Origin of the sequence: Micromonospora yangpuensis, from assembly GCF_900091615.1 — a bacterium.
Classification (GTDB): domain Bacteria; phylum Actinomycetota; class Actinomycetes; order Mycobacteriales; family Micromonosporaceae; genus Micromonospora; species Micromonospora yangpuensis.
On record NZ_FMIA01000002.1, the window covers coordinates 3,223,623 to 3,249,837 of the forward strand.

At 73.0% G+C, this 26,215-nt stretch carries 21 protein-coding genes; 12 read left to right on the plus strand and 9 right to left on the minus strand.

Annotated elements, in window-relative coordinates; all coding sequences use genetic code 11:
- Window positions 1-2 precede the first annotated feature (2 nt).
- Both GA0070617_RS14645 and GA0070617_RS30570 read left to right on the plus strand, forming a co-directional pair.
- A complete protein-coding gene (locus tag GA0070617_RS14645; protein WP_091437769.1) occupies window positions 3-1,553 on the plus strand; it encodes a flippase in 1,551 nt (516 codons plus the stop codon).
- Complete coding sequence (locus GA0070617_RS30570; RefSeq protein WP_175440540.1) at window positions 1,550-2,395, plus strand: sulfotransferase family protein; 846 nt, start codon at window positions 1,550-1,552, stop codon at window positions 2,393-2,395. Before GA0070617_RS14645 ends, GA0070617_RS30570 begins: the two co-directional genes overlap by 4 nt.
- 129 nt (window positions 2,396-2,524) lie before the next feature.
- Here GA0070617_RS30570 and GA0070617_RS14655 read toward each other — a convergent pair whose 3' ends face one another.
- Genes GA0070617_RS14655 through GA0070617_RS30575 form a run of 3 tightly spaced genes read right to left on the minus strand, consistent with a single transcriptional unit; the run spans window position 2,525 to window position 5,845 of the window.
- Window positions 2,525-4,012, minus strand: coding sequence for a hypothetical protein (locus tag GA0070617_RS14655; RefSeq protein ID WP_091437777.1), 1,488 nt, complete (start codon window positions 4,010-4,012; stop codon window positions 2,525-2,527).
- Entirely contained in the window at window positions 4,009-4,899 is an 891-nt protein-coding gene (locus GA0070617_RS14660) for a sulfotransferase family protein (protein WP_091437781.1), read from the minus strand. Before GA0070617_RS14660 ends, GA0070617_RS14655 begins: the two co-directional genes overlap by 4 nt.
- Window positions 4,892-5,845: a sulfotransferase family protein gene (locus GA0070617_RS30575; protein ID WP_175440541.1), complete on the minus strand. Its 954-nt coding sequence runs from the start codon at window positions 5,843-5,845 to the stop codon at window positions 4,892-4,894. The genes GA0070617_RS14660 and GA0070617_RS30575 overlap by 8 nt, the downstream gene beginning before the upstream one ends.
- 232 nt (window positions 5,846-6,077) lie before the next feature.
- On the opposite strand from GA0070617_RS30575, the gene GA0070617_RS30580 reads away from it, so the two are divergent.
- The 4 genes from GA0070617_RS30580 (at window position 6,078) to GA0070617_RS14685 (ending at window position 11,300) form a co-directional block, all read left to right on the plus strand.
- Window positions 6,078-7,322, plus strand: coding sequence for a glycosyltransferase (locus tag GA0070617_RS30580; protein ID WP_175440542.1), 1,245 nt, complete (start codon window positions 6,078-6,080; stop codon window positions 7,320-7,322).
- Window positions 7,319-8,371 carry a sulfotransferase family protein gene (locus tag GA0070617_RS14675; protein ID WP_091437792.1) on the plus strand — a complete coding sequence of 351 codons (1,053 nt, stop codon included), beginning with the start codon at window positions 7,319-7,321 and terminating at the stop codon, window positions 8,369-8,371. The genes GA0070617_RS30580 and GA0070617_RS14675 overlap by 4 nt, the downstream gene beginning before the upstream one ends.
- Before the next feature lie 6 nt (window positions 8,372-8,377).
- Window positions 8,378-9,289, plus strand: coding sequence for a sulfotransferase family protein (locus GA0070617_RS14680; protein ID WP_091437795.1), 912 nt, complete (start codon window positions 8,378-8,380; stop codon window positions 9,287-9,289).
- A gap of 115 nt (window positions 9,290-9,404) precedes the next feature.
- On the plus strand, window positions 9,405-11,300 hold the full coding sequence (locus GA0070617_RS14685) for a CocE/NonD family hydrolase (protein WP_091437799.1): 1,896 nt from the start codon (window positions 9,405-9,407) through the stop codon (window positions 11,298-11,300).
- Window positions 11,301-11,351: 51 nt separating this feature from the next.
- Here the strand turns inward: GA0070617_RS14685 and GA0070617_RS14690 are convergent, their stop codons facing one another.
- Window positions 11,352-13,271 carry a glycoside hydrolase family 15 protein gene (locus tag GA0070617_RS14690; RefSeq protein WP_091437802.1) on the minus strand — a complete coding sequence of 640 codons (1,920 nt, stop codon included), beginning with the start codon at window positions 13,269-13,271 and terminating at the stop codon, window positions 11,352-11,354.
- Between the two features lie 251 nt (window positions 13,272-13,522).
- Here GA0070617_RS14690 and GA0070617_RS14695 point away from each other — a divergent pair, with 251 nt between their 5' ends.
- The 3 genes from GA0070617_RS14695 to GA0070617_RS14705 are packed head-to-tail and all read left to right on the plus strand — an operon-like array spanning window position 13,523 to window position 18,146.
- The gene (locus tag GA0070617_RS14695) at window positions 13,523-14,545 is read left to right on the plus strand and encodes a 3-oxoacyl-ACP synthase III (protein ID WP_091437805.1); all 1,023 of its coding nucleotides are present in this window, start codon (window positions 13,523-13,525) and stop codon (window positions 14,543-14,545) included.
- Complete coding sequence (locus GA0070617_RS14700) at window positions 14,542-17,166, plus strand: alpha/beta fold hydrolase (protein WP_091446420.1); 2,625 nt, start codon at window positions 14,542-14,544, stop codon at window positions 17,164-17,166. Before GA0070617_RS14695 ends, GA0070617_RS14700 begins: the two co-directional genes overlap by 4 nt.
- Entirely contained in the window at window positions 17,160-18,146 is a 987-nt protein-coding gene (locus tag GA0070617_RS14705) for an NAD-dependent epimerase/dehydratase family protein (protein ID WP_217628812.1), read from the plus strand. Before GA0070617_RS14700 ends, GA0070617_RS14705 begins: the two co-directional genes overlap by 7 nt.
- Here the strand turns inward: GA0070617_RS14705 and GA0070617_RS14710 are convergent.
- Window positions 18,135-19,049 carry an SDR family NAD(P)-dependent oxidoreductase gene (locus GA0070617_RS14710; RefSeq protein ID WP_229688367.1) on the minus strand — a complete coding sequence of 305 codons (915 nt, stop codon included), beginning with the start codon at window positions 19,047-19,049 and terminating at the stop codon, window positions 18,135-18,137. The genes GA0070617_RS14705 and GA0070617_RS14710 overlap by 12 nt on opposite strands.
- Before the next feature lie 145 nt (window positions 19,050-19,194).
- A complete protein-coding gene (locus tag GA0070617_RS14715; RefSeq protein ID WP_217628813.1) occupies window positions 19,195-20,064 on the minus strand; it encodes an NmrA family NAD(P)-binding protein in 870 nt (289 codons plus the stop codon).
- Between the two features lie 56 nt (window positions 20,065-20,120).
- Here GA0070617_RS14715 and GA0070617_RS14720 point away from each other — a divergent pair, with 56 nt between their 5' ends.
- Window positions 20,121-20,588, plus strand: coding sequence for a MarR family winged helix-turn-helix transcriptional regulator (locus GA0070617_RS14720; protein ID WP_217628814.1), 468 nt, complete (start codon window positions 20,121-20,123; stop codon window positions 20,586-20,588).
- A 94-nt stretch (window positions 20,589-20,682) separates the two neighbouring features.
- On the opposite strand, the gene GA0070617_RS14725 is transcribed toward GA0070617_RS14720, so the two are convergent.
- Window positions 20,683-21,024, minus strand: a complete 342-nt coding sequence (locus GA0070617_RS14725) for a hypothetical protein (RefSeq protein WP_091437817.1) — start codon at window positions 21,022-21,024, stop codon at window positions 20,683-20,685.
- Window positions 21,025-21,191: 167 nt separating this feature from the next.
- Here GA0070617_RS14725 and GA0070617_RS14730 point away from each other — a divergent pair, with 167 nt between their 5' ends.
- The gene (locus GA0070617_RS14730) at window positions 21,192-22,061 is read left to right on the plus strand and encodes a helix-turn-helix domain-containing protein (protein WP_217628815.1); all 870 of its coding nucleotides are present in this window, start codon (window positions 21,192-21,194) and stop codon (window positions 22,059-22,061) included.
- A complete protein-coding gene (locus GA0070617_RS14735) occupies window positions 22,058-22,246 on the plus strand; it encodes a DUF397 domain-containing protein (protein ID WP_091437820.1) in 189 nt (62 codons plus the stop codon). The genes GA0070617_RS14730 and GA0070617_RS14735 overlap by 4 nt, the downstream gene beginning before the upstream one ends.
- Window positions 22,247-22,400: 154 nt before the next feature.
- On the opposite strand, the gene GA0070617_RS14740 is transcribed toward GA0070617_RS14735, so the two are convergent.
- The gene (locus GA0070617_RS14740; RefSeq protein ID WP_139135672.1) at window positions 22,401-22,868 is read right to left on the minus strand and encodes a hypothetical protein; all 468 of its coding nucleotides are present in this window, start codon (window positions 22,866-22,868) and stop codon (window positions 22,401-22,403) included.
- A 495-nt stretch (window positions 22,869-23,363) separates the two neighbouring features.
- Window positions 23,364-26,189 (minus strand): M14 family zinc carboxypeptidase, encoded by a 2,826-nt coding sequence (locus tag GA0070617_RS14745; RefSeq protein ID WP_229688366.1) that lies wholly within the window; start codon window positions 26,187-26,189, stop codon window positions 23,364-23,366.
- Window positions 26,190-26,215 lie beyond the last annotated feature (26 nt).

A 26,215-nucleotide genomic window follows, 5' to 3' on the forward strand; every position in this document is an offset into this window, starting at 1 on the left:
GCGTGTCCGACCATTCCGGCTCCGCCGGTGACCAGCACGTCCGGTCGATGGCCCGCGGCGGCGGCCTGAACCTGGTCGGTGCCCTGCTCAGCCAGGTGGCGGTCTTCGTCATCATGCTGTTGCTGGCCCGGGTGCTGGGCATCCGCGAGGTGGGCCGGTACGCCCAGTGCTACGCCGTGCTCTCCCTGGCCGGGCTGCTGTCGCTCTCCGGGTTCCGGGCCGGACTCACCCGGTTCGTGGCGGTGCACCTGGCCGACGCCGATTCGGCGGCGCTGCGCGGCACCATCCGGTTGGGGCTGGCCGTCTCGGTCACCTCCTCGGTGGCGCTGGCGGGCGCGCTGGCCGCCGGCGCGCCCTGGCTGGCCGGCGCGCTCAACGACCCCGAGCTGGTCACCGGGTTACGGCTGGTGGCGTTGACGCTGCCCGCCACCACGATCTGCGAGGCGGCGCTGGCGGCCACCCGGGGGTGGCGGACCCAGCGCCCGTTCACCTTCATCGGGCAGCTCTACGAGCCGGGTACCCGGCTGCTGTTGACCGCCCTGGCCCTGGTCGCCGGCGTGGGCCTGACCGGCGCGTTCTGGGCGCTGGTGGTGGCCGGCTGGTCCGCGGCGGTGCTCGCGCTGCTCGCCCTGGCCCGGCTGGTCCGGCGGGTGCCGGCGGCCCGCCCGGTCTACCGCCCCCGGCAGCTGTTCGGCTTCTCCACCGTCAGCTGGGCCTCCTCACTGTCCTCGACCGGGCTGATCTGGGCCGACACCCTGCTGCTGGGGTTCTTCGCCAACCCCGAGATCGGCGTCTACAACGTGGCGACCCGGCTGGTCACCGTGGCGATCTTCGTGCTCGCGCCGATCAACGCCGCGTTCGGCCCGTACATCGCCTACCTGTACCACCAGGAGCAGCTCACCGAGGTCCGGCGGGTGTACGCGGTGGCCACCGGCTGGGTGGTCCGGCTGTCGTTGCCGGCCTTCGTCGCGCTGCTGGTCCTCCCCGGCGATCTGCTGCGGGTCTTCGGTGGTGAGGTCGCCACCGGTGCGGCGGTGACCGTGATCCTGGCCCTCGGGCACCTGGTCAACGCGGCCACCGGCCCGTGCGGCACGGTGCTGAACATGTCCGGTCGGGTGGCGCTCAACATGGCCGACAACGTGGCCGCGCTGGTGCTCAACATGCTGCTCAACGTCCTGTTCATTCCCGCGTACGGCATCGTCGGCGCGGCCACGGCCTGGAGCGTCTCGCTGATCGTGGTCAACGTCGCCCGGGTGTTCCAGGTGCGCCGGCTGATCGGCGCGCTGCCGTTCACCGTGGGCATGGCCAAGGGGCTGGCCGCCGCCGGCGTGGCGCTGCTGGCCGGGCTGCTGGTGAGCTGGCTGGTGCCGGGCTGGCAGTGGCGGCTCGGCGTCGGGCTGACCACCATCGTCGGGGTCTACCTGGCGGTCGTGGTCGCCCTCGGGCTCAGTCAGGAGGACACCATGGTGCTGCGTACCCTGCTCAGGCGTCGGCGCGGCGGCGGCCCCCGGCCCCCGGCGGCCGGCACCCCGGTGTCGGCGGGGGCCCGGTGAGCGCCGCGCCCCGCCGGGGCGGCGTGGACCGGCTGCGTCGGGCGGTGCGCGGCACCCGCGCCTTCGCCCGTGCCGCCTGGCCCGGCCCGACCGGCGCGCTGCCCGACTTCCTGATCATCGGCGGGCAGCGCTGCGGCACCACCTCGCTGCACCACTACCTGGCCGCCCACCCGGACGTGCGGGCCGCCACCGGCAAGGAACTGCAGTACTTCAGCGTCCACCACGGTCGGGGCGAGCGGTGGTACCGGGCGCACTTCCCGCCACCGGCCGCCGGCCGGCAGACCTTCGAGGCCAGCCCGTACTACCTCTTCCACCCACGGGTACCGGCCCGGGTGGCCGCGTTGCTGCCCCGGGCGCGCTTCGTCGCGCTGCTGCGCGACCCCGTGGAGCGCGCCTACTCGCACTACCTGCACACCCGCTCGTACGGGCTGGAGCCGTTGAGCTTCGCCGACGCCCTCGCCGCCGAGGACGAACGGCTGGCCGGGGCGCTGCGCGACGGCCCGGACACCCCGGCCGCCCACCACGCGCTGCGCAACTTCTCGTACGCCGCCCGGGGCCGCTACGCCGAGCAGCTGGAACGCTGGTACGCCCAGCTGCCCCGGCAGCGGCTGCACGTGATCCGCAGCGAGGACCTGTACGCCGACCCGGCCGCCGCGTACGCCGACGTGCTGCGGTTCCTGGAGCTGTCGCCGTTCACCCCGGACACCTTCGCCCGGCACACCCGCCGCGCCGACGACGGCACCTCCCAGCTCACCCCGCAGCTACGGGCCGACCTGGCGGCCCACTTCGCCCCCCACAACACCCGCCTGGCCACCCTGCTGAACTGGCCGTCGACCTGGTGACCCACCCCCCACCGCGCCGCCCCGGTGGGGCTCGCCGGATCGTGGATCAGGTGGCCTTGCTGGCCTGTCCAGGCCACCACATCCGGGAAGCTGCCGGCCCGGCGGGCGGCGGGTCGGGGGTCAGGGGACTCAGCGGACGCCGGAGAGGATGGTGGCCGGGTCGCCGGTGCCGGCCAGCAGCACCGGGGAGGTGCCGATGCTTACCGCGCCGGAGCGGGCGGAAGCCGCCTCGGTGCCGAGCTTTCCGCTGGTCAGGCCGGGCGCCGCGGGCACCGACACGGCGTCGGCCGAGGCCGACCAGAGCACCAGGGTGCTCTGCTCACCGCGCCGGAAGGCCACCCCGGTCAGGCCCTTGGTGGCGACCGGCTCGACGGTGGCGTCCTTGGCCGCGCCGGCCAACTCGGCCATCATCGTGCCGGCCAGCCGTTCGGTGCCGTCGGGGTCCAGCAGTCCGTAGCGGACCTCGGCGCCGGCCCGGTTGTTCGGGTGGTACGCCAGCGGTAGCCAGAGCACCTGGTTGATGCCGCCGGCGACCAGTTGGCTCACCGTCTTGACCATCTCGTCGCTGCGCGAGGCGGCGTCGCCGTCACCGTCGCGCCAGAACTGGCCGACCTCCCAGGCCTGCGTGGGCACCCCGGCGGGGGTCTCGGCGCGCAGGTACTCCAGCAGGGCCGGCACCGCCGCGAAGTGCTCGTAGTAGTGCAGCTGCCGGATCTGCACCACACCCTCGTCGAGGAGTTCCTCGGTGGCGCTCAGGTAGGCGATGTTGCGCGAGTTCTGGTCGTTGGCCAGGGCCGCGCGCAGCGCCGCCGGGTCGTTGACCTCCGGGATCTTCTGCCCCCGGGTGCCGATCCGGCGCTGGAAGTACGTCCGGTACGCGGTCACCGCCGCGTCGTCCTGCCCGGCCTTGAGCAGCCGGTCGGCGACGCCCATGCCGTAGCCCACCGAGCTGATGCCGGAGTCGACCACCTTGGCCTGCGGGTCGGCGGCGTGGATCGCCTCGGCGGCCGAGGCGACCAGCCGCTTGTAGTCGGCCGGGCTGCCGGCCCAGTACTGCGGTGCGTTCACCTCGTTCTCGATGGCGTACTCGCGGACCCCGTACGGGGCGTACCGCTTCACCACGTCGGTGACGAAACCCTGGTAGGCCGCCATGTCCTGGGGCATCGCCGACTCGGTCTTGTTGGCCTGTCCGCGCAGGAACTGCGGGCTGCCACCGGTGGCCCAGCACATCCCGGTACGGATCTTGATGTGCAGCATGATGCCCAGGTCCCGGCTGCGTTCGGCGATCCGGTCCAGCGCGGTGAAGTTCCGGTTGCCCTCGGTCTTCTCGATCGCGCACCAGCTGATCTCGTGGTACGTCGCCGAGCCGGCCAGCTTCTTCAGGTACGGGGTGAACTGCTCGTAGCGGGCCCAGTCCCAGCGGGCGCCGAACGGGTTGCCCACCACCGGCGCCCCCGACGGGGCCGGGCCGGGGCTGGCCGTCGGCGGCGCGTCCGTCGCGGGTGACGGCGACGGCGCGGGCTCCGGCGCGGGGTCGGCCGAGCAGGCCGTCGCGGTCAGCGCCAGGGCCAGCACCCCGCCGAGCAGCAGGGACCGCGCCCGGCCCGGCCGCCTCACCGGTACCCCAGCTCACGCAGGGTCGAGCCGGAGAAGATTCGGACCAGCACCCGCAGGAACGGGTCCAGCTCCCGCCGGTACGTGCCGACCCGGGACCCGTAGATCGCGGCGTCGGTACGGGCCGCGGCCCGGCGACGGTCGGCCTCCACTGTGTACTTGCCGGCCACGTCGTGCGGCTTGCCCTGGTAGTCCAGCACCCCGGCCTCCCAGGGCTCGCCGAGGAACTCGAACAGCACTCGCATGGCCTTCTCCGGATCGGTGACGGTGTCCTCGTAGCGCAGCTCCAGGTAGCGCTCGGCGGGCAGCCGGGCCCCGGCGGCGCGGGCGGTGTGGATGTAGCGGGGCCACTTGACCACGCACTTCACCGCCGACCAGTAGCCGAACCGCTTGCGGTGCGACACCACCACGTCCCGGCCGTCCCGGATGACGTGCACGAACTGCGCGTCCGGGAAGACCTCGGCCAGGAAGTCGATGGAGAGCGCGTACAGCGGGGTCTTGTCCGCCCAGCGGGTCTTGCCCCGGCTGTGGGCGTAGTCGGCGTGGATGCCGCCGAAGAAGTCGGCGATCCGGCGCAGCCAGTCCTCGCGGGTGAAGCCGAAGCGGGCCAGCCGCTCCCAGTCGGAGCCGACGATGCGTCGCATGTCGGTCAGGAAGCGGGTCTCCGGGCCGCAGCTGACCCGGGAGTGTGAGTCGAGCACCAGGCGCAGCATCGTGGTGCCGGAGCGCTGGCAGCCGACCAGGAAGATCGGCCCGTTCCGGGTCGGCGTCCCCGGCCCGCCACCGGCCCCGCTGCCGGCTCCGGGCTCGGTTCCGCCGCCGAGCTCGGTCCCGCTGTCGGCTCCGGTCCCGCCGGGCTCGGCGTCGGGTCGCCGTTCGAGGTCAGCCATGGTCCACCCCCGCCGCCGGTGCGGTCGTCGCGTCGGATCCCGCCGCCGCGTCCAGGCGGGTGGTCAGGTCGGCACAGAGGACCCGCACGCGCGCGTCGATCGGCAGCGGCGAGCGGCGCGGCGGGCGCGGGGTGACGTGCGCGTGCAGCGCCGGGTCGTACGGCAGGTCGAGGAAGGCACAGAGCCGGCGCAGCTGCCCGGTCGGGTCGGCCAGCAGTGCGTCGTACGAGCAGAGCAGCACGTCGGCCCGGTCGACCAGACCGAGGCGGAAGTAGAGCGAGTTGCGCACGTACCAGAACAGGGCGGCGGCGGTGTGCGGGGTCATCCGGTCGTAGTCGAAGTTGGCGACCAGCTCCCGGGTCGCGTGGTCCAGCCGCTGGCCCTGCCACCGCTGGCCGATGGTGCCGTCGGCGACGGCCCGCAACGCCCGCAGGTTGGCGTCGCCGAACTTGGCCACCTCGGAACGGGCCCGGTCGTCGACGTCCCGGTACGCCCACAGTGCCCGGCCGGCGCGCGGACCCGGAAGGTCCAGCAGCCGGTCCACCCGGTGCGTCTCGCAGAGCGGCTTGACCAGGACGTACCGGTGCCGGCTGCGCCGCAGCACATCGACGAGCACGGCGTCGGAGCGCAACTGGAACCGGTGGAACAGTTGGCGGTCGTTCTCGTTGCGCACCTCGACCGAGGGCGCGGCGTCCAGCCCCCGGGCGAGCATGTTGGTGCCGGAGCGTTGCAGGCCGACCAGGTACACCGGGATCGCCTGGCCGGGCGGCACCGGGTTGGCGCGTCGCCAGCGGCGCTTGGCCCACGCCGTGCGGGCCCGCTCGACCGGGTCGAGCCGGTCCTCGGCCACCAGCCGGCGCACCCCCTCGGTACGGGCCCAGCGCAGGTGCCGCGCGACCCGCCGGGCGGTGTACGCGAGCGCCGAGGGCTCGTCCTGGTGGGGCACCGGGTCCTCCTCGGGCGCGACGGTCGGGCGGAGCACACGCTACCGGCAGACCGTCGTGCCTGGCCACGGGGCCGTGCGGGCAGCCCGAGGTCAGCCGTGTGGCCACTTGGAGATCATGATCTGGACTCATCCGTCCGGTTTGCATACGGTGGGGCACCTGGTCAGCCCCGCTTGCCAGTGCACCCCTCGCCCACCCCCAAGCGGGCCCCAGGCCACCCCCGGAGCAGCTGTCATGCGTGTCCTGCACGTCAACAAGTTCCTGTACCGCCGTGGCGGTGCCGAGGGCTACCTGCTCGACGTCGCCGAGTTGCAGCGGGCCGCCGGCGACGAGGTGGCGTACTTCGGCATGACCCACCCGGAGAACGACGCGCCCACGCCGTACGCGCGGCACTTCCCGCCCCTGGTGGAGTTGGAGCCGGCACCGCGCGGGCTGCGGCCGCGCACGGCGGCGGCGGCGCGGATGATCTGGTCCGGGGCGAGCCGGCGGGGCCTGGCCCGGGTGCTCGACGAGTTCCGGCCCGACGTGGTGCACCTGCACAACATCTACCACCAGCTCTCACCGTCGGTGCTGGCCGCGGCCCGGGTCGCCCGGGTGCCGTGCGTGATGACCCTGCACGACTACAAGCTGGCCTGCCCCAGCTACCAGATGCTCGACCGGGGCGCGGTCTGTGACGCCTGCGTCACCGGTGGCCCGCTGCGGGCGGCCCGGCGGCGCTGCAAGGACGGCTCGCTGGGGGCCAGCTCGCTGCTCGCGGTGGAGTCCTGGCTGCACCGGGCGACCCGGGCGTACGGGCCGGTGCAGGCCTTCGTCAGCCCCAGCCGGTTCCTGGCCGACGTGATGCGCCGCGCCGGGGTCTTCCCGGACCGGATGCACGTGGTACGGCACTTCGTCGACGTGGCGCAGACCGAGGTGAAGTCGACAGCGGGCGGGTCGGTGGTCTTCGCCGGTCGGCTCTCCGCCGAGAAGGGCGTCGACGTGCTGATCGACGCGCTGGCCCAGCTGCCGCCCGAGGTTCACCTGGACGTGGCCGGCGACGGCCCGGCCCGCGACGCGCTCACCGACCTGGCCGGGCGGCGGGCACCGGGCCGGGTACGTTTCCACGGCCGGCTCGACAAGGCCCGGCTGCACGAGCTGATCCGGTCGGCGGCGGTGGCGGCGGTGCCGTCGCGGTGGAACGAGAACCAGCCGATGGCGGTGCTGGAGGCGTTCGCCTGCGGGGTGCCGGTGGTCACCACCGACCTGGGTGGGTTGCCGGAGCTGGTCACCCCGGGCACCGACGGTGAGGTGGTGCCGGCCGACGACCCGGGCGCGCTGGCCGCCGCGCTGCACCGGACCCTGGCCGACCCGCACCGGGCGCACCGGCTCGGGTTGGCCGGCCGGGCCCGGGTGGAGCGGGAGTTCAGTCCGCGGGCGCACCTGGAGCGCCTGCGGGAGGTCTACGCCACCGCCACCCGGCGGGCCGGGGTACCCGCGTGACCAGCGGCGACCAGCACGCCGGCCGGCCCGCTTCTGAGCCCGACGGGCCGGTACGGGTGCTCTACCTGGCCGGCAGCGGACGCAGCGGCAGCACCCTGGTCACCAACGTCCTCGGCCAGTACGCCGGGGTGCTCGCCGCCGGTGAGCTGCGCTACCTGTGGCAACGCGGTGAACTGGACAACCGCCCCTGCGGGTGCGGCCGGCCGTTCCGGGACTGCCCGCTGTGGAGCCGGGTACGCCGCGACGTGCCGGTCGGGCGGGCCGCCGAGATCGCCGCCGGGCTGCGCGGCCGGCTGCGGATGCGGGGCGTGCCCGCGCTGCTGTGGCGGGCCCGCGCCGGTCGGCGGGCCGTCGCGGCGCACCCCGACGACGCGGTGCTGACCGGGCTGTACACCTGCCTGGCCCGGCACGCCGACGCCCGGATCGTGGTCGACTCCTCCAAGCTGCCCCCGTACGGCGCTCTGCTCGACGGGCTGCCCGGCCTGGACGTGCGGGTGCTGCACGTGGTCCGGGACCCGCGCGCCACCGCCTTCTCCTGGCGTCGTCGCCGGGGCCTGGACGGCGAGCGTGACCAGCGGCTGATGAGCCGTCCGCCGGTGTGGAAGGCCGCCCTGCTCTGGTCGGTCTGGAACGCGGTCACGGTCCGGCTCTTCGCCGCGGACCCCGAGCGTTACCTGCGGATCCGGTACGAGGACCTCACCGCCGATCCGGCCGCCGCGCTGGCCCGGATCACCGCCTTCGCCGGCCTCGGTGCGCAGCCCGGCCCGCTGGTCGCACCCGGGGCGGTCGGCGAACCGGCGGCGGTGCGGCTCGCCCCCACCCACTCGGTGGCGGGCAACCCGTCGCGCCACCGCACCGGGGCGGTGCCGATCCGCGCCGACGACCAGTGGCGCACCGACCTGTCCCGCTGGTCGTACGCGGTGGTGACCGCACTGACCTGGCCGGGGCTACGCCGCCTCGGCTACCCGCTGGGCCGTACCGGCCGGACCACGAGTACCGGCCGACGCGGCACACCGCTCGGCGTACCGACCGGCCGACAGGAGGGCTGAGAGAAGATGTTGTCGCTGGTGGTGGGGACCGGCCGGTGTGGTTCGACCCTGGTGCAGGAGCTGCTCTCCCGGCACCGGGAGGTCGGGTTCGTCTCCGGGGTGGACGACAAGCTGTCCCGGCTCAACCTCAAGGGACGGTTCAACGGCCCGCTCTACCGCCGCTCCGCGCCCCGGCCGGCCGGGATGACCTCCCTGGCGCACGCCCGCCGGCTGCTGGAGGCCGGGCGGGTCCGGGTCGCCCCGTCGGAGGCGTACCAGCTGCTCGACCGGCACGTGGTGGCCGGCTTCTCCCGCCCCTGCCGGGACCTCACCGCCGAGGACCTGACCCCGTACGTGTCCCACCGGCTGCGCGAGTTCTTCGACACCCGGGCCCGGCGGCAGCGCTGCCGGACGATGGTGCACCACGTCACCGGCTGGCCGCGCACCGGCTTCCTGCGTGCGGCGTACCCGGATCTGCGGGTGGTCAACGTGGTCCGCGACGGCCGGGCGGTGACCAACTCGTGGCTGCAGATGGGCTGGTGGGACGGGTGGCAGGGGCCGGACAACTGGTTCCTCGGGCCGCTGCCCACCGACCTGCGCCAGGAGTGGGAGGAGTACGACCGGTCCTTCCCGGTGCTGGCCGCGCTCGGCTGGAAGCTGCTGATGGACCGGTTCGGGCAGGCCCGGGCGGAGCACCCCGAGCAGCAGTGGCTGGACGTGCGCTACGAGGACCTGGTGGCCGACCCGCGTGCCGAGGTGGCCCGGATGCTGGACTTCCTCGGGCTGGAGTGGGACGCCGCCTTCGAGCGCGGGTTCGGCCGGTACCGGTTCTCCGGTGGTCGGCGCGCGGCGTACCTCGACGAGTTGAGCGCCGGTCAGCTGGCCGACGTGGAGCGGGTGCTGGACAAGCCGCTGCGCGAGTGGGGTTACCGGGGCTGACCGCCCCGGGGCGGGTCGAAGCCGGTCGGGACGTTTTTCCTACACGTGCCGATGGCGGCGGCGGTGCGTGGGCTCGTAGCGTCACCAGCTCAGACCCCCACAAGGAGACAACTGCATGGCTGTGACAGGTAGGCCCTGGCGCGGCGGAATCGCCGTCCTCGCCGCGACGGCCCTCGCGGTCCTCGCCGCGTCGCCCCAGGCCGTGGCGGCCGACGAACCGCCCACGATCGTCGTCTCCGACGGCGTCACCCAACCGGTGTTCGGCTACTCCGACGCCATCCGGGAACGGCTCTTCATCGACTCGACCTTCGACAGCGACAACGACGGGCTGCGCGACATCATCGCGTTCGACGTGATGCGTCCGAAGGCCACCGCCGACGGGCTCAAGGTGCCGGTGGTGATGGACGCCAGCCCGTACTACACCACGCTCTGCCGGGGCAACGACTCCGAGTGCAAGGTGGACCTCGACGGTGACGGCCTGCTGGACAAGTGGCCGCTGTGGTACGACAACTACTTCGTGCCGCGCGGCTACGCGGTGATCCTGCTGGACATGGTGGGCACCGGCAACTCGACCGGCTGCCCGACCACCAACGCCAACCAGGACAACCTCAGCGCCAAGCAGGCGATCAACTGGCTCAACGGCCGGGCCACCGCCCGCAACGCCGCCGGTGAGGTCGTCAAGGCCGACTGGCACAACGGTAAGTCCGGCATGATCGGCAAGTCGTACGACGGCTCGCTGGCCATGGCCACCGCGGTGACCGGGGTGCAGGGCCTGACCACGATCGTGCCGATCGGCGGCCCGAGCGAGTACTACGACTACGTGCGCAGCAACGGCGTGGTGACCCGGGGCAACAGCTACGTGTCGTACCTGGCGAACGTGGTCACCAACCCGGAGCGCCGGGACTACTGCAAGCCGGTGCGCGACGCCCTCGGCGCGGCCGACGGCGACGAGCACGGTGACTACACCGCCTTCTGGAACGAGCGCAGCTACGTCAAGAAGGTGCCGAAGCAGAGCGCCAGCGTGCTGCTGTACCACGGCATCAACGACGACAACGTGCGCGCCGACCACATGAGCAAGTACTGGTACGCGCTGGCCGAGAACGACATCCCGCGCAAGCTGTGGATCTCCCAGGAGGGGCACGTCGACCCGTTCGACTCCCGCCGCGCGGTGTGGGTGGACACCCTGCACCGGTGGTTCGACTTCTGGCTGCAGGGCGTGGCCAACGGCATCATGGACGAGCCTCGGCTGGACATCGAGCGGGCCGCCGACGTGTGGGAGACCCACGCCGACTGGCCGATCCCCGGCAAGGTCGACACCGAGGTCTTCCTGCAGCCCGCCACCTCCGGCGCGGGTGGACTCGGCCTGGTGCCGACGGCCAAGCCGGCGACCGGCCGGTTCCAGGACAGCCGCACCCAGAGCCAGAACACGATGATCAACAACCCGGGGGTGGTCCAGCCCCACCGGCTGGCCTTCCTGTCCGAGCCGCTCACCGCCCCACTGCACATCTCCGGTACGCCGACCATGCAGATCCGGGCCTCGGCCGACCAGACCGACACCAACTTCGGGGTCATCCTGGTCGACTACGGCACCGACGAGCGGGTCGCCCACCGGGCCTCCGGCGAGGGCATCATCACCCTGGACACGCAGGACTGCTGGGGGGAGAGCAGCGCCACCGACGACGCCTGCTACCGGCAGACCGTCAAGCGGGTCGCCACCGCCGACACCGAGCTGGTGACCAAGGGCATCATGGACGCCCAGAACCGCCAGTCGATCCGGGTCGCGGTGCCGCTGGTGCCGGGGGAGTCGTACAACTTCAGCTGGCCGCTGCTGCCCGAGGACTACGTCTTCAAGCCCGGTCACCGCATCGGCGTGATCGTGGTGGCCAGCTACCCGCAGTACTCCAGCCAGGCCGACACCACCGCGGCGAACATCGCGGTGAACCTGAAGAGCAGCAAGATCGTCCTGCCCGTGGTCGGTGGCACCGCCGCCGCCCACGCCGCCGGGCTGTAACAACCAGCGGGGGCGCCGGTCGGTGGCCACCGACCGGCGCCCCCGGCCGGTTCAGTGCTGCGGCGCGTGGATGCCGCGCTCGGCCCAGGCGTGCAGCTCCTCGGTGTCGCCGCCGGCGTCCAGGTTGAGCGCGGCCTCGATCAGCGCCAGGTGGGTGAAGGCCTGCGGGTGGTTGCCCAACGCGGTGCCGTCGGCGGCCAGCTGCTCGGAGTACAACCCGAGCGGGCCGGCCAGCTCGGTGAGCCGGTCGAACAGCTGCTGCGCCTCGTCCCGCCGGCCGGCCACGGCCAGCGCGGAGACCAGCTCGAAGGAGCAGAGCAGGAACGCGCCCTCCTCGCCGGGCAGCCCGTCGTCGGCCCGGTAGCGGCGGATCAGGGCGGGGGCGATCGCCAGGTCCTGCCAGACGCGGTCGATGGTGGCCAGCACCCGCGGGTCGTCGGCCGGCAGGAACCCGACCAGCGGGATCCGCAGCAGCGACGCGTCCGGCTCGGTCGAGTCGTACCACATCACGAACCCGCCGCCCTGGTGGTCGTAGCCCCGGGCGAGCACCTCGGCGTGCAGCTCGTCGCGGGCCGCCCGCCAGCGGTCCGCCGGCGCGTCGTCGTCGCCGAGCAGGCCGGCGAGCTGGATGCCCCGGTCCAGGCAGACCCAGGTCATCACCTTCGAGTTCACGTGGTGCCGGCGGGGGCCCCGGATCTCCCAGATGCCGTGGTCGGGCTCGTGCCACCGCTGCGCCATGGTGTCCACGTGCCGGCGCAGCAGGGTCCACTGCTGCCCGGTCAGCTCGCCGGTGAGCTGCTGGTAGGCCAGGGCGGCGTCCAGGATGTGACCGTAGGTGTCGAACTGGACCTGCCCGGCGGCCTCGTTGCCGATGCGGACCGGCCGGGAGCCGGCGTACCCGCCCAGGTGGTCCAGCTCCTGCTCTTCGTCGGTGCCGCCGTCGATGCCGATCAGCGGGGCGAGCATGCCCTGGCCGGAGCAGATGTCGAGCAGGAAGCGCAGGTACCGGCGGCCCTCCTCGGCGTGACCGAGGCGGAACAGGGCCAGCAGGAGCAGCGCCGAGTCGCGGTGCCAGGTGTAGCGGTAGTCCCAGTTGCGGACCCCGCCGATCTCCTCCGGCAGGCTGGTGGTGGGCGCGGCGATCAACGCGCCGGTCTCGTCGAACGACAGCCCGCGCAGCACCAGCGCGCTGTGCCGGACCGCCTCGGCGGCGAAACCTGTGTAGTCGCTGCGCGCCGACCAGTCCCGCCAGGTCCGGACGGTCTCGTCGAGCAGCCGGGCGGCGGTGTGCGTCCCGGCCGCGCCCGGATCGGCGTGCGCCTCGGCGGTGGCCGGCTCCGCTGTCGCGTCGGCCGCCGCCGGGGCCTCGCCGTAGCCGAGCAGCAACGTCACCGTCTGACCCTCGGCCAGGTCCGCGTCGGCCCGCAGCTGTCCGCCGTCGGCGGAGGGTGCCGGCGCTCCGTCGCCGGAGGAGGGCAGGTCCGCGGTGAACCACAGCGGGGTGTCGGAGGCCCGCCACCGTCCGTCGGTGTGCCGCCACCGCACCGGGTGGGCGCCGTAGCCGTGCCGGGGCGTGAGGCGGACCGCCAGCCGCACCGGGCCACCCTCGGCGGTCACCTGCCGGACCAGGAGCTGGCCGGCCCGGATCGGCTGCTGCGGGTCGCCGGTGCTGACCGCCAGGAAGTCGCGGACCACCGCCGTGCCGTCGGTGCCGGCGTACCGGCTCTCCAGGACCAGGGTGTCCGGCAGGTAGCACCGTCGGGGCGGACCCGCGCCCTCGACGGTGAGCGAGAAGAACCCGCCCACGTCCCGGTCGAGCAGTCGGGCGAAGACCGCGTCGCCGTCGAACCGGGGCGCACAGAACCACTCGACCGACCCGTCCGGTGCGATCAGCGCCGCCGTGTGGGTGTCCGACAGGAAGGCGTACCCGTCGATCGGTGGGAATCCCTGGTCAGCTCCGGAAACGGTCATATCGTGCTCCCCACACCCTCGACGCGCCACCGGTGCCCGGCGGACTGGACCAGCTACCTTTCCCGGGCGCTGGCCTGCGGAAACAGGCGCGGACGCCACCCACGACGCCTGTGGTCACCGACGGCGACGTCCGGTTGACGCACGGTCCGGGCGGGGTGATGTTCGCCGCCGCGGCAGTCGATCATTGGTGGATGGTGGCGGGCGTTGGATAACTTCGAGCCGGCGAGGGGTGGGCGAGGGGTGGAGGCTGGATGACGGACGGCAACGCTGACTACCGGTACGTGAACACGACGGTACTGTCGGTGACAGCCCTGGAGGCGCCGGTCATCGTGCCCTCCGAGCACTTCGACGACGAGCTGGCCGACACCCTCCAGCGGCTGCGGCTGCGCCGGGGCATGATCCAGAACGTCGCCGGTGTCCAGGAGCGACGGTGGTGGCCGGAGGGCTTCAGCTTCGCCGACGCGGCGGCCGAGGCCGGGGCGAAGGCCCTGTCCGAGGCGGGTGTCGACCCGGGCGACGTCGGTCTGCTGATCAACACGTCGGTGTCCCGGGCCAACCTGGAGCCGTCCACCGCCGCCGGGATCCACCACAGCCTGAACCTTCCACCGGCGGCGCTGAACTTCGACATCGCCAACGCCTGTCTCGGTTTCGTCAACGGGATGCAGGTCGCCGCGAACATGATCGACGCCGGGCAGATCCGCTACGCGCTGGTCGTGGCGGGCGAGAGCGCCCGGCAGGCCCAGCAGGCCACGCTGGAGCGGCTACGCCGCCCGGAGGCCACCCGGGCCGACATCAAGGAGCAGTTCGCCACCCTCACCCTCGGCTCCGGCGCGGCGGCGATGGTGCTGGCCGCCGCCGACACCCACCCGCAGGGCCACCGTCTGGTCGGCGGGGTGGGCCGGGCCGCCACCCGCCACCACGAGCTGTGCGTCGGCGACAACACCAGGATGCGCACCGACGCCAAGGGCCTGCTCGACGCCGGCCTGGACCTGGCGGCGGCGACCTGGGCCCGCGCCGGCGACTGGGACTGGCAACACCTGGACCTGTACGCCATGCACCAGGTGTCGGTGGCGCACACCCGGGGCGTGGTGGACCGGCTCGGCCTCGACCCGGCGCGGGTGCCGTCGACCTTCCCGCGGCTGGGCAACATCGGGCCGGCCTCGCTGCCGATCACCCTGGCCCACCACGCCGACCGCCTCAACCCCGGCGACCGGGTGCTCTGCATGGGGGTCGGCTCCGGCCTGAACACCTGTGCCCTGGAGATCGTGTGGTGACCGGCGCACCCGAGACGCTGCCCCACGGGCTGCCCGGCCTCGACCCGGCCTGGTCCCGCCTCGTCACCGCCGCCGACAGCCAGGGCGTCCGCCGTACCTGGCACGTCCTGGACAGCGCCGCCGGGGCCGACCAGCGGCGGTACGCCGGCACCCTGCTCTGCGTGCACGGCAACCCCACCTGGGCGTACCTGTGGCGGCACCTGCTGGCCCGGTTCAGCAGCCCCGACGCCCCACCGTGGCGGGTGGTCGCCGTCGACCACCTCGACATGGGCTTCTCCGAGCGCACCGGCACGGTACGCGGGCTGGCCCAGCGCATCGCCGACCTCGGCACGGTCACCGACGCCCTCGGCCTGACCGGCCCGGTGGTCACCGTCGGGCACGACTGGGGCGGGGCCATCTCGCTGGGCTGGGCGCTGCGCCACCGCGACCAGTTGCGCGGCGTGGTGCTCACCAACACGGCCGTACACCAGCCCGACGGCTCGCCGGCGCCGGCGCTGATCCGGCTGGCCCGCTCACCCGGCGTGCTGCCGGCGGTGACCGTCCGCACTCCGACCTTCCTGCGGGCCACCCTGGCGCTGGCCAACCCCCGGCTGACCACGCCGGTACGCGAGGCGTACCTCGCGCCGTACCGCACGGCGCGGCGCCGTCAGGCCGTCGGCGACTTCGTGGCCGACATCCCGCTGAGCCCCGACCACCCGAGCTGGCCGGCCCTGCAGCAGGTCGCGCAGCGCCTCGGTGACCTGGCCGACGTGCCCACCCTGCTGCTGTGGGGCCCACGCGACCCGGTCTTCGGCGGGGTGCACCTGCGTGACCTGCGGGCCCGGCTGCCGCACGCCCGGCTGCACCGCTTCGAGGGCGCGGGGCACCTGCTCGCCGAGGACGCCGACGTGGCCGGCGCGGTCGCCGCCTGGCTGCCCGAGCTGGACCGACCACCCGCACCGACTGAGGCCGCGGGCCGATCCGGGTCGACCGAGGCTCTGGCCCGGCCCTCCGGGACGGCTGAGGTCCCGGCGGCCGGGGCGGACCGGCGTCCGCTCTGGGCGGCGCTGGCCGACCGCGCCGACGACCGGTCGGTCGCCCTGGTCGAGCTGGCCCGGGGCGGTCGACGGGTCAGCTGGTCGCTGCTCTGGCGACGGGTCGGCCAGCTCGCCGCCGGCCTGGTCGCCTCCGGGGTGCGCCCCGGTGACCGGGTGGCCCTGCTGGTGCCTCCCGGCGCCGACCTGACCGCCGCCGTCTACGCCTGCCTGCGGATCGGCGCGGTGATCGTGGTGGCCGACCCGGGCCTGGGGTTGGCCGGCATGAACCGGGCGATCCGCAGCGCCGCCCCGGCGCACCTGATCGCCGTCGGTCCCGGCCTGGCCGTGGCCCGCGCGCTGCGCTGGCCGGTACGCCGCATCGGTGCCGGTCCCGGTGCCGCCGCGCTGGGCGCGACCACCCTGGGCCGGCTGGTCCGGCTCGGGGCCGCCCAGCCGGAGCTGCCCGCGGCTCCCGCGCCGGACGACGACGCGGCGGTGCTGTTCACCTCCGGCTCCACCGGCCCGGCCAAGGGCGCGGTCTACACCCACCGGCAGCTCGCCGCGATGCGCGACGCCCTGGGCGGGCTGGGTCTGCCCACCGACGGCGGGATCGTGGCGGCGTTCGCGCCGTTCGCCCTCTTCGGGCCGGCCCTCGGCCTCGCCTCGGCGATCCCGGACATGCGGGTGACCGCGCCCCGGACGCTGACCGCCGCCGCCCTGGCCGATGCCACGGCCGCGGTCGACGCCTCGGCGGTCTTCGCCTCACCGGCCGCGTTGCGCAACGTGGTCGACTCCGGCGGCACCCTCGACGACCGGCAGCGGGCCGCCCTGGAGGGGGTCACCACGCTGCTCAGCGCGGGCGCGCCGGTGCCCGCCGCGCTGCTGGAGCGGGCCCGGGAGCTGATGCCCAAGGCACAGCCGCACACGCCGTACGGGATGACCGAGGTGTTGCCGGTCACCGACGTCACCCTCGACGAGATCGTCGACGCCGGCCCCGGTGACGGTGTCTGCGTCGGCCGTCCGCTGCCGGGGGTGCGGGTGGCCGTCGCCGCCCTGGACGCCGACGGCATCCCCGCCGACGAGCCCGCCGAGGTCACCGGCGTGACCGGGGAGATCATGGTCCGGGCCGCGCACGTCAAGGACCGCTACGACGCGCTCTGGCTCACCGAACGCGACAGCTCCCGCAACCCGGGCTGGCACCGTACCGGCGATGTCGGCACGCTGGCCGCCGACGGCCGGCTGTGGGTGCAGGGCCGGCTCGCCCACGTGCTGGTCACCGCGGACGGGGTGCTCACCCCGGTCGGCATCGAGCAGCGCGTCGAGTCGGTGCCGCGGATCGCCCGCGCCGCCGTGGTCGGCGTCGGACCGCGCGGCCTGGCCCAGGTCGTGGTGGTCGCCGAGACCCACCCCGGGGTACGCCGTGCCGCGCTGGCCGACGCCGAGCTGACCGACGCGGTACGCGCCGTCGCCGGTCCACCGGTCGCGGCCGTGCTGGTGGTGCCGGCGCTGCCCACCGACATCCGGCACAACTCCAAGATCGATCGGGCCCGGCTGAGCCGGTGGGCCGCCCGGGTCCTCGCGGGCGGGCGGCTCGGCCGATGCTGAGGGTCCTGGTCACCGGGGCCAGCGGGATGCTCGGCGGTGCCGTGGCCACCACCCTGGCCGACCGGGGCGACCGGGTCCGGGTGCTGCAACGCCGCCCCAGCGCCCTGGCCGGCGTCGACGAGCACCGCGGCGACATCGGTGACCCGGCGGCCGTGCGGGCGGCCGTCGACGGCGTCGACGCGGTGGTCCACCTGGCCGCGAAGGTGTCGATGACCGGCCGCTGGCCGGACTTCCAACGCACCAACATCGACGGTACGGCCCACCTGCTCGACGCCGCCCGCGCCGCCGGCGTCACCCGGTTCGTGCAGGTCTCCTCGCCGTCGGTCGCCCACCACGGCACCGGTCTGGTCGGCGTCGGAGCCGACCCGGCCGACCCGGACCGGGCCCGGGGCGACTACGCCCGCAGCAAGGCCGCCGCCGAGCTGCTCGCCCTGGCCGCCGACGCCCCCGACTTCGCCGTGCTGGCGTTGCGCCCGCACCTGGTGTGGGGGCCGGGTGACACCCAGTTGGTCGCCCGGATCGTGCAGCGGGCCCGGGCCGGCCGGCTGGCCCTGGTCGGCGCGGGCACCGCCCTGATCGACACCACCTACGTCAGCAACGCCGCCGAGGCCATCGTGGCCGGGTTGGATCGGGCGGCCGAGCCCGACGTACACGGTCAGGCGTTCGTGGTGACCAACGGCGAGCCCCGCACGGTGGCCGAACTGGTCGGACGGATCTGCGCCGCCGCCGGGGCCCGGCCACCGCGGCTGCGGGTGCCGGTGGCGGCGGCGACGGCCGGCGGCACCGCCGTGCAGCGCCTCTGGCCGGCGCTGGGCCGCGCCGACGAGCCACCGATGACCCGGTTCCTGGCCGAGCAGCTCTCCACCGCGCACTGGTTCGACCAGCGCCGCACCCGCGCGGCGCTGCGCTGGTCACCACGGGTGAGCCTGGCCGAGGGCTTCACCCGGCTGGCCGCCGACTACCGGTCCTCACCCGAGTGAGCCCTGGTCGCTTTCTGCCGGTGCGGTGACCGGGTCGGGGGCGTCGACCTGATCCGATGATCCGGGCGTGATGCCGACGGCCCGGGCACTGGCCTCCCAGAGCCGGGCGGCCAGCGTCGGGTCGGTCGCCGTACGGTGGGCCCGGTGTGGCTGCCGGTTGTGGTGGTAGGCGCCGTTGGTCAGCCGGGCCGGGTCCTGGGTGGCCAGCCAGATCAGCGTCTCCGCGCCCTGCTCCGGGCTGCGTAGTGGCATCAGTCGGCTGTAGATCCCGTGCACCGGGCTGTCCGAGCCGAACCGCGTGCGCACCACCCCGGGGTGGAAGGAGTACGCCGGGACGTCCGGCCAGCGCCGGGCCGCCTCGGCGGCGAAGAGGATGTTTGCCTGCTTGCTGGTGGCGTACGCGCGCATGGAGCGGTACCTGTTCAGCGCGGCGTTGAGGTCGTCCGGGTTCAGGTCGCCACGGTGTACCCGGGAGGCGGTGACCACCATCCGTCCGATCCGGTCGGCCAGCAGGTTGCTGAGCAGGAACGGGGCCAGGTGGTTGGCCTGGATGGTGAGCTCGAAGCCGTCGACGGTGCGCGCCGGCCGCAGCGCGATGGCCCCGGCGTTGTTGGCCAGTACGTCGATCCGCTCGTACGCTGCCCGCAGTCGCTCGGCGAGGCCGCGTACGTCGTCGAGGACGGCGAAGTCGGCCTGGAACAGCTCCGGTCGCTCGCCCGCGGCCTCGTGGACCTCTTCTCCGGCGGACCGCAGCCGGTCCGGGTCCCGCCCGACCAACGCCAGCCGGTCACCGCGCCGGGCCAGGGCGACGGCGGCTGCCAGGCCGATACCGGAGCTGGCCCCGGTCACGACCACCAGCCGGCGGGTGGATCGGTCCTCTGTTGATTCTTTCTCTTCAGTCACGCCGTGACCCTAATGTGGAGCCGGTACCTTGTTGGATGATCGTTACTGAGCTGTGAGTCAAGATCCTCTCGGTGATTGGTCCGGCACGCAGCGCGCCAGCTCCTTTCGTCCATCGTGCAGGCAGGGCTGCCGGACCATCGCGCCGTCAGGTCGTCCGCTTCAACGTCGGCGCGGTGTCGGCGAGGAAAGCCTGCAGGCTCCGCGCCGGTCGTCCGGTGACGCGCTGCACGGTGTCGGTCACGACCGAGAAGCTGCCGGCGTGCACCCGCTCGAAGGTCAGCGCGAAGAGGAACCGGTCGAAGCCCGAACTTCCCTCGACCGCCTCGTCGATCGTCAGCTCCCGGTGGGTCACCGGGTGCCCGGCCGCGGCGGAGATCAGCTTTGCGGTGCGCGGCAACGTGAGGGCCTCCGGACCGGTGAGTTCGTACACCTGGCCGGCGTGCCCGTCGGTGAGCAGCGCCCGCTCGGCCACGGCCGCGATGTCCCGGGCGTCGATCCAGGCAAGCTGGGCGTCAGCGCCGGGAAACGGCAGCTGGCCGGTGTCGGCGATCTGGTCGCGGTAGAAACGCGGGTCGGTGAGGACCTGCATGAACCAGCTCGGCCGCAGCATCGTCCAGGTGCGCCCGCTGTCGCGGACCGCGCGTTCCACCCGGGGCGCCCAGCCGTCGGCCCCCGTGTAGTCCGCGTCCTGCTCGGACAGCAGCACGATCCGGGTCCCGGGGGAGGTCTCGGCCAGCAGCGCGCCGACCAGTTCCGGCGCGTCGGCGCGGTCCGGCCGGACGACGTACACGGCGTCGACTCCGGCGGTCGCCGCGGCCCACCCGGCCGGGTCGTCCCAGGAGAAGGCGGTCGGTCGGACGCCGTCGATGTCCACCGACGACGGGTCGCTGCTACCGCCGCGCACCTCCACACCCGGGTGGGCCAGCAGCAGCTCCGCCAGTGGTACGCCGGTCTTGCCGCGGACTCCGGTCACCAGGACCCGGGTCGGGCCGGCTTCGGTTGAGGTCGAGGGCACGTCGAACCACTCCCTTTTAGTTGAGTGACTAAAGCTTCCTCCCCACCCAAGCATCGATGCATGATGCAGTCAAGTATTCTTCGGTCATGGCCGAGCTGCGGGAGACCCTCGATCAGCAGCTGTGGGACTTCGTGGCCGCCTACGACGCCGCGTACGCCCGCGCGGCCCAGACGGTCGGGCTGAGCGCCGCCCAGGCCTGCCTGCTCGACCACCTGACCGACGGCAGTTGCGCCATGGGGGAGCTTGCCGCCGAGCTGCTCTGCGACGCCTCCAACGTCACCCAGCTCGCCGCCCGGCTCCAGGCCCGCGGCCTGGTCGAGCGGGCGTCGGATCCGGCTGACCGGCGGATCAAGCGGGTGTCGATCACCCCGGCGGGACGGGACGTGCAACGCGCCGTCCGGCGGGCCTTCGCCTTCCCGGCCGACCGGCTCGGGCTGCTCACCGAGCGGGAGCAACGCCAGCTCTCCGAGCTGCTGGCCAAGACGATGGCCCCGGACGCGCCCGCGCCGCCCGCCCACCGGTAGGCGCACCCGGCTCCACGAGCCCGAGGTCGTCCGGCGCCGGATCGCCCAGGCCGACAGCACGAAGAGTCGATAGTCGAGCGGTGCTTGCCCCGGTTCACGAGTCGCTCGGGGGTGGTGACGTCGGGGTGAGGAGTCCGGTGCCGGACCAGTCGATGTACTCGTCGGAGATGGCCTTGTCGGGCTCGCCGTCCTCATCCAGCGTGGTGTAGGCGGCGTAGAAGCGGCCGAAGCCGTATCCGCCGTTGGCGAGGGTGGCCAATGCCCACGGCCGCAGGGCGGCGGGCAGCTTCTCCGGGTACCGCCGGTCCACCGTCACCTGCACGACGCCGAGCAGGTCGTACGCCTGGTCGAAGGTGCCGGCGTCCAGCACCCGGCACAACGAGAACGCGTGCGGAACCTTCTCCTGCTGGTACACCCACCGACCAACGGTCTCCATGACTGCCTCCAATGCGTGACGGTGCCTGTCCGGGATCAGCATCAACCAACAAGATGGTTATATCAACCCTATGGCGTGTCGTGTAATTTCGGCGTAGCGTCTGCGGGCAGTCGCCAGTCAACAACGAAGGAGCCATGATGGGTGCCAAGTCGGCAAGCACGCCTCGGGTGTCGCAGACATCGTTGACCTCGCCCACCGTGCACGCCTGGGAGCTGGGCATCCGGCTCCGGGAACGCCGGGAGGAGCTGGGCATGACCGCCGTCGCCGCCGGCCGGGCGAGCCGGATCACCCAGGCGTACGTCTCCGGCGTCGAGGCCGGTCGGGTCAAGCTGCCGGCGGACCGGCTCGCCCAGCTCATCAAGATCTACGAGATCGATCCGGCCGACGCCACCGAGCTGGAGGAGCTACGGGTCGCCGCGATGCAGCGCGCCTGGTGGCACCAGTACTCCCAGCTCTTCCCCGCCGAGTTCCTCCGCTTCCTCGGCTACGAGGCCGGCGCGGAACACATCCGCAGCTACCACAGCGAGCTGGTGGACGGGCTGTTGCAGACCGAGGAGTACGCCCGCGCGATCATCCGGGGCGGTAACACCTACGTCCGACTGACCGAGATGGAACGGCGGATCAGTGCCCGGATGGCTCGCCAGCAGCGGTTGAACGGCGATCACCCGCTCCGGGTCACCGCCGTCATCGGCGAAGGCGCACTGCGCCAGCAGGTCGGTGGTCCGACGGTGATGCGAGCCCAGCTCGACCACCTGGCCGCCTTGATGATCGAGCGCCCCGATCAGTTCGAGTTCCGGGTCATGCCGTTCACCGCCGGGGCGCACCCGGCGCTGGGTGGGCCGTTCCAGATTCTGTCGTTCCCGTCGCCCCGGCTGCCCGAGCTGGTCTGGCAGGAGGTGCTGACCTCCAGCGACATCATCGACCAGTCCAGCCGGGTCGCCGACTACGTCGTCACCTTCGCCGAGGCTCAGGAGCGGGCGCTAGACTCGACGGAGTCGCTGGCCATGATCCAACGGATCGCCAAGGAGATGACGTGAGCACCCCTTCCCGTGACTGGTTCAAGTCCTCCCGTAGCGCCAACAACGCCGCCTGCGTCGAGGTCCGTTTCGACGGCGATGTGGTGGGCGTACGCGACTCGAAGGACCGTGGCGGTCCGACGCTCGCCTTCGGCGACGGCGCCTGGGGCAGCTTCCTGCGCGCGCTGAAGACCGACACGGTCTGACGGAGTCCACGGCAGAACGTAGGAGGGCCTGGCGGTAAGCCGGGCTCTCCGCGTTACTCCGCTATCCACAACTGTCATCCGGGCGGGCTGGCCAGCTCGGTTGTGGTTGCCAGCCAGTCGGTGGATTCCGGACCGGCTGCGGGTCTGCCGGGGCCTACCGGTCGGCGTTGAGCGCGATGTCGCGGCAGGCGGTGGCGACGAGCAGGCCCAGGCCGACGGCGAGCAGCGGCAGGCCCAGCCCGAACGGCATATCCGCCACCGCGTTCGACGAACTGCGCTCCCCGATGGCCCCGAAGCTCGCCGCCACCACGGCCAGACTGAACACCAGGGTGCCGACGGCAGCGGTAAGCGCGGTCATCGCCGCCCCGAGGATGGTCCGGGCCCAGAAGCTGGCCACGATCGCGGCCAGGATGAAGACGAAGGTCCAGAGGGTCCAGCCGCCGCCGCTGCTCAGGCTGGCGTAGTTCCAGCCCGAGTACGACCACTGGTACCGCGGAGACTGCTTGAACCAGGGGATCAGGTAGCCGAAGAGGGTGAGCAGTGCCCCGGTGAGCATGCTGCCGTCGAAGCCCGGCAGCCGCCGGTCCGGATCCACGTACCTGTCCTGTCCCACAGCCGGCATGCTAACCACCCCTCGCACCCTCTACGGCGAGGCTCCGGACCCCAAAGATCATGAAAGACTTCGGCCCCTCCAGGGGCACATTCCTTCCAAGATCTTCGACGCCCCCAAGCCCCCCAAGCGCAAAAAGGGCAAGTAGGTGCAAGAAGGCCCCGCCCCCAGCCCGGCCCCACCAACCCCCGCCCCCCGCCCCCGCCGAGGCGGGCCCCCAAGTGAATCTTGGACACTTACCGTCCAAATAGAACGGTAAGTGTCCAAGATCTACACCTCGCCCCGGTACGGAGAGAGCGAGGCGCTTCGGCGACGGAACGGGCGGGAGCCGGGGCCCAACGGCAGCCGGGCCCAACGATGGCCGGCCCAACGATGGCCGGGCCCAACGGCAGCCGGGCCGAACCGAACAGCCGGGCCGAACCGAACAGCCGGGCCGAACCGAACAGCCGGGCCGAACCGAACAGCCGGGCGGGTTCCGGCAGGCTGCCGGAACCCGCCCGGTCGAGGTCAGCCCACCACGGAACGCAGCGGGATGCCGTCGGACTTCAGGGTGCGGACCAGGTCGCCGAGGAACGGGTGTTCGTCGGAGTGCAGGCCCTGCGGGTTCGGGATGGTCAGGTACGCCGATCCGTTGACCTGCGCCACCGTGGCGGTGTCGGTGAACCGTTGCACCACCGCGGTGGTCCGCCCGAGGTCGCCGGCGGCCACCTCGATGGTGATCGGCCGCCAGCCGCCGCCCTGGTCGTCGGCGACCGGTGCGGCCGCCGCGGCGGCGCGGGCCGGGTCGACGGCGGGGGCGGTCGGGGCGGTACGGGCGGTCGGGGCGCTGCCGTTCGGGGTGAGCAGCGCGTTGGCCACCAGGTGCAGGCCGTTCTCGTTGTACGCCCGGAACAGCGGGTTGAACGCGAACAGCACCGCCCGGCCGGCGCCGGTCGGCTCGTCCACAAGCGCCACGGTGCCCTTGAGCGCGTCGGCGTTGACGGTGTACCCGTTGGCCCAGAAGGTGCCGCCGCTCGGGTAGGTGAGCACGTTGGTGCCGGTGGTGCTCGGGTTGAGGATCGAGTCGTTGTTGTTGAACTCGAAGTCCTCGGCCGGGCGGCCCAGCGAGACCGGGCTGTCGGCGACGTCCACCCGCAGGTGCGAGCCGATCACCGTGTAGCCGGTCGGCTTCGGCTTCTCGGTGGTGGAGGTCAACCCGGCCGCCCGCGCCATCCGGGTGCCCTGGTTGCGCAGCCCGAGGTACGTCTTGCCGGAGGCCACCCAGGCCCGCAGGTTGGCCTGGCCGGTGGCGGTCAGCCCGCCGGTGGCGTTGCTGCCGTCCGGCACGACCAGCACCGTACGCTCGGTGAAGGTGGTGGTGTTGTCGTTGATGTCGGCGGCGGTGACCGGCGTCAGGTCCAGCCCCCACCGCTTGCCGAGCACGTAGCGGGCCTCGCCGTGTGAGCCGGAGGTCAGCGAGATGCCGGTGCCCTGGAAGAGCCCGACGTCGGGCAGGCTGATCGGGGTGCCGACCGCGCCGGTGGTGTACGGGGTCAGGGTCACCCCGAACAGCTTGGCCGACTTGTTCAGCTCCGGGGTGAGCACGCCGGCCGGGAAGCTGGCGGTGCCGGTCTCCAGGTCACGGTAGACCTCGATGCCCTGGCCGAGCAGCGAGAAGGTGAACTCGGCCGCGGCGGCGGAGTCCAGCTCGAAGGTGTAGGAGCCCTTCAGCGGTGGCGCGGCGGTGGTCTTGCCGCCACCCGTGTTGACGATCTTGTCGATCAGGTCGGCGTTGGGCCGGACGTCCGCGCCGGTGTAGACGGCGTTGACGCCCATCAGCAGCGGGTTGCTCCAGGACGACACGTCGTAGAAGTACGGGAACGGCACGTACGGGTCCTCGCCCATGACGGCCTGGATCCAGTGCTTCTGCGGCTGGTTCATCGGGATCCAGTAGGAGCCCTCCGGCACGGTCAGGTTGGTCGCGCTGCGCCCGCCGAAGATCCGGGCGGTGGGCAGCCGCAGCGACTTCTTGACCTGGTATACCTCGACGTCCATCCGGCGCAGCCGCTCCACCAGCTGTCGCACGTCGGCCAGCTGCCGGTCGGGCAGCAGGAAGTACGACCGGACCTGCTCGGCCGGCACCGGGAACTGCACGGAGTTGCCCGGCTGGAGCACCTCGTTGGGCTCCAGGGTGCCCGCCCGGCCCTGGGCGATGGCGTCCTTCCACTGCTGGAAGTAGCTGGTCAGCACCTCCTGCCGGTTGGCGGCGGCCCAGCCCAGCGTCGACCACATGACGTTGAACTGCTGCTGCACCCGGTCCGGCACCGCCGAGGCGCTGCCCTTCTCCAGGGTCATCCCGGCCGCGCCGAAGCCGGCCGCCGGCACGGTGTCGCCGTACCCCATGAAGAACAGGTCGTACGTGGAGTAGTTGAAGTAGCACTCGGTGGTGACGGCCCCGCCGCAGGCGCCGTTGTGCCCGAAGCCGGTCTTGTTGGCGTCACCGATCCGGTTGATCCAGTCGACCACCTGCGGGGAGATCTCGTGATTGATCGGGTCGGCGTTCGGCGGGAAGAAGTACTGCCGGCCGCCCATCTCGTGGGCGTCGATGAAGACCTGCGGCGGGTACTTCCGCATCAGCTCCAGCTTGCCGTCGGTCTCCTGCTGGGTCCGGGCGAACCAGTCCCGGTTCATGTCGAAGCCGTACTCGTTCTGCCGGCGGCTGGCGTCGTGGCCGTCCGGGTTCTGCGTCGGCACGACGATGGTGATCAGGTTCTCGTTGCGCTCGGCGACGTCGCAGGAGAGCCCGGCGGCCAGCTCGTACAGGGTCTTCAGGGCGGCGTCGGTGCCGCTCTTCTCCCCACCGTGGACGTTGGCGGTCACCCAGACGATCGCCGGTCCGCTGGTGGTGATCTCCTTGGCCCGCTGCGCGGTCATCGTCCGGGGGTCGCGCAGCGCCTTGATGTCCTCGGTGAGCTTGCGCAGGTTGGCCGGGCGGATGTTGGTCTCGTCGGAGACGATCGCGTACGGCAGCGACTGGCCGCGCACACTGGTGGCCATGACGCCGGTGCGGACCCGCTTGGAGGCCCCGGCCACCGCGGCGAGGTAGTTGCCGGCCTCCTCGCCTGTGACGACCCGCTGCTGGCCGACGCCGAGCGGGAAGCCGAGGAACGACTCCGGGCTCGGCACGGAGGCCAGTCGCGCGGACGGGTCGGTGACACAACTCGACGGGTCGGTCGTGGCGTTCGCCGGGCCGCTCGCCAGCACGGGCGCTGTGCCCGCCAGCAGGATGACCGCGGCGGCGCCCGCCAACCGTCGCGCGGCGGTCCCGCGCGACGGTGACATGGTTGGTCGCATCTGATTCCCTTCCGGGATATTGATCA

What these genes read in the sequence shown, in the direction of transcription:
- GA0070617_RS14695 (WP_091437805.1), top strand. Translation starts at nt 13,523, where the DNA reads ATGACGGACGGCAACGCTGACTACCGGTACGTGAACACGACGGTACTG.
- GA0070617_RS14720 (WP_217628814.1), top strand. Translation starts at nt 20,121, where the DNA reads ATGCATGATGCAGTCAAGTATTCTTCGGTCATGGCCGAGCTGCGGGAG.
- GA0070617_RS30580 (WP_175440542.1), top strand. Translation starts at nt 6,078, where the DNA reads ATGCGTGTCCTGCACGTCAACAAGTTCCTGTACCGCCGTGGCGGTGCC.
- GA0070617_RS14725 (WP_091437817.1), bottom strand. Translation starts at nt 21,024, where the DNA reads ATGGAGACCGTTGGTCGGTGGGTGTACCAGCAGGAGAAGGTTCCGCAC.
- GA0070617_RS14660 (WP_091437781.1), bottom strand. Translation starts at nt 4,899, where the DNA reads ATGGCTGACCTCGAACGGCGACCCGACGCCGAGCCCGGCGGGACCGGA.
- GA0070617_RS14705 (WP_217628812.1), top strand. Translation starts at nt 17,160, where the DNA reads ATGCTGAGGGTCCTGGTCACCGGGGCCAGCGGGATGCTCGGCGGTGCC.
- GA0070617_RS14740 (WP_139135672.1), bottom strand. Translation starts at nt 22,868, where the DNA reads ATGCCGGCTGTGGGACAGGACAGGTACGTGGATCCGGACCGGCGGCTG.
- GA0070617_RS14680 (WP_091437795.1), top strand. Translation starts at nt 8,378, where the DNA reads ATGTTGTCGCTGGTGGTGGGGACCGGCCGGTGTGGTTCGACCCTGGTG.
- GA0070617_RS14685 (WP_091437799.1), top strand. Translation starts at nt 9,405, where the DNA reads ATGGCTGTGACAGGTAGGCCCTGGCGCGGCGGAATCGCCGTCCTCGCC.
- GA0070617_RS14690 (WP_091437802.1), bottom strand. Translation starts at nt 13,271, where the DNA reads ATGACCGTTTCCGGAGCTGACCAGGGATTCCCACCGATCGACGGGTAC.
- GA0070617_RS14745 (WP_229688366.1), bottom strand. Translation starts at nt 26,189, where the DNA reads ATGCGACCAACCATGTCACCGTCGCGCGGGACCGCCGCGCGACGGTTG.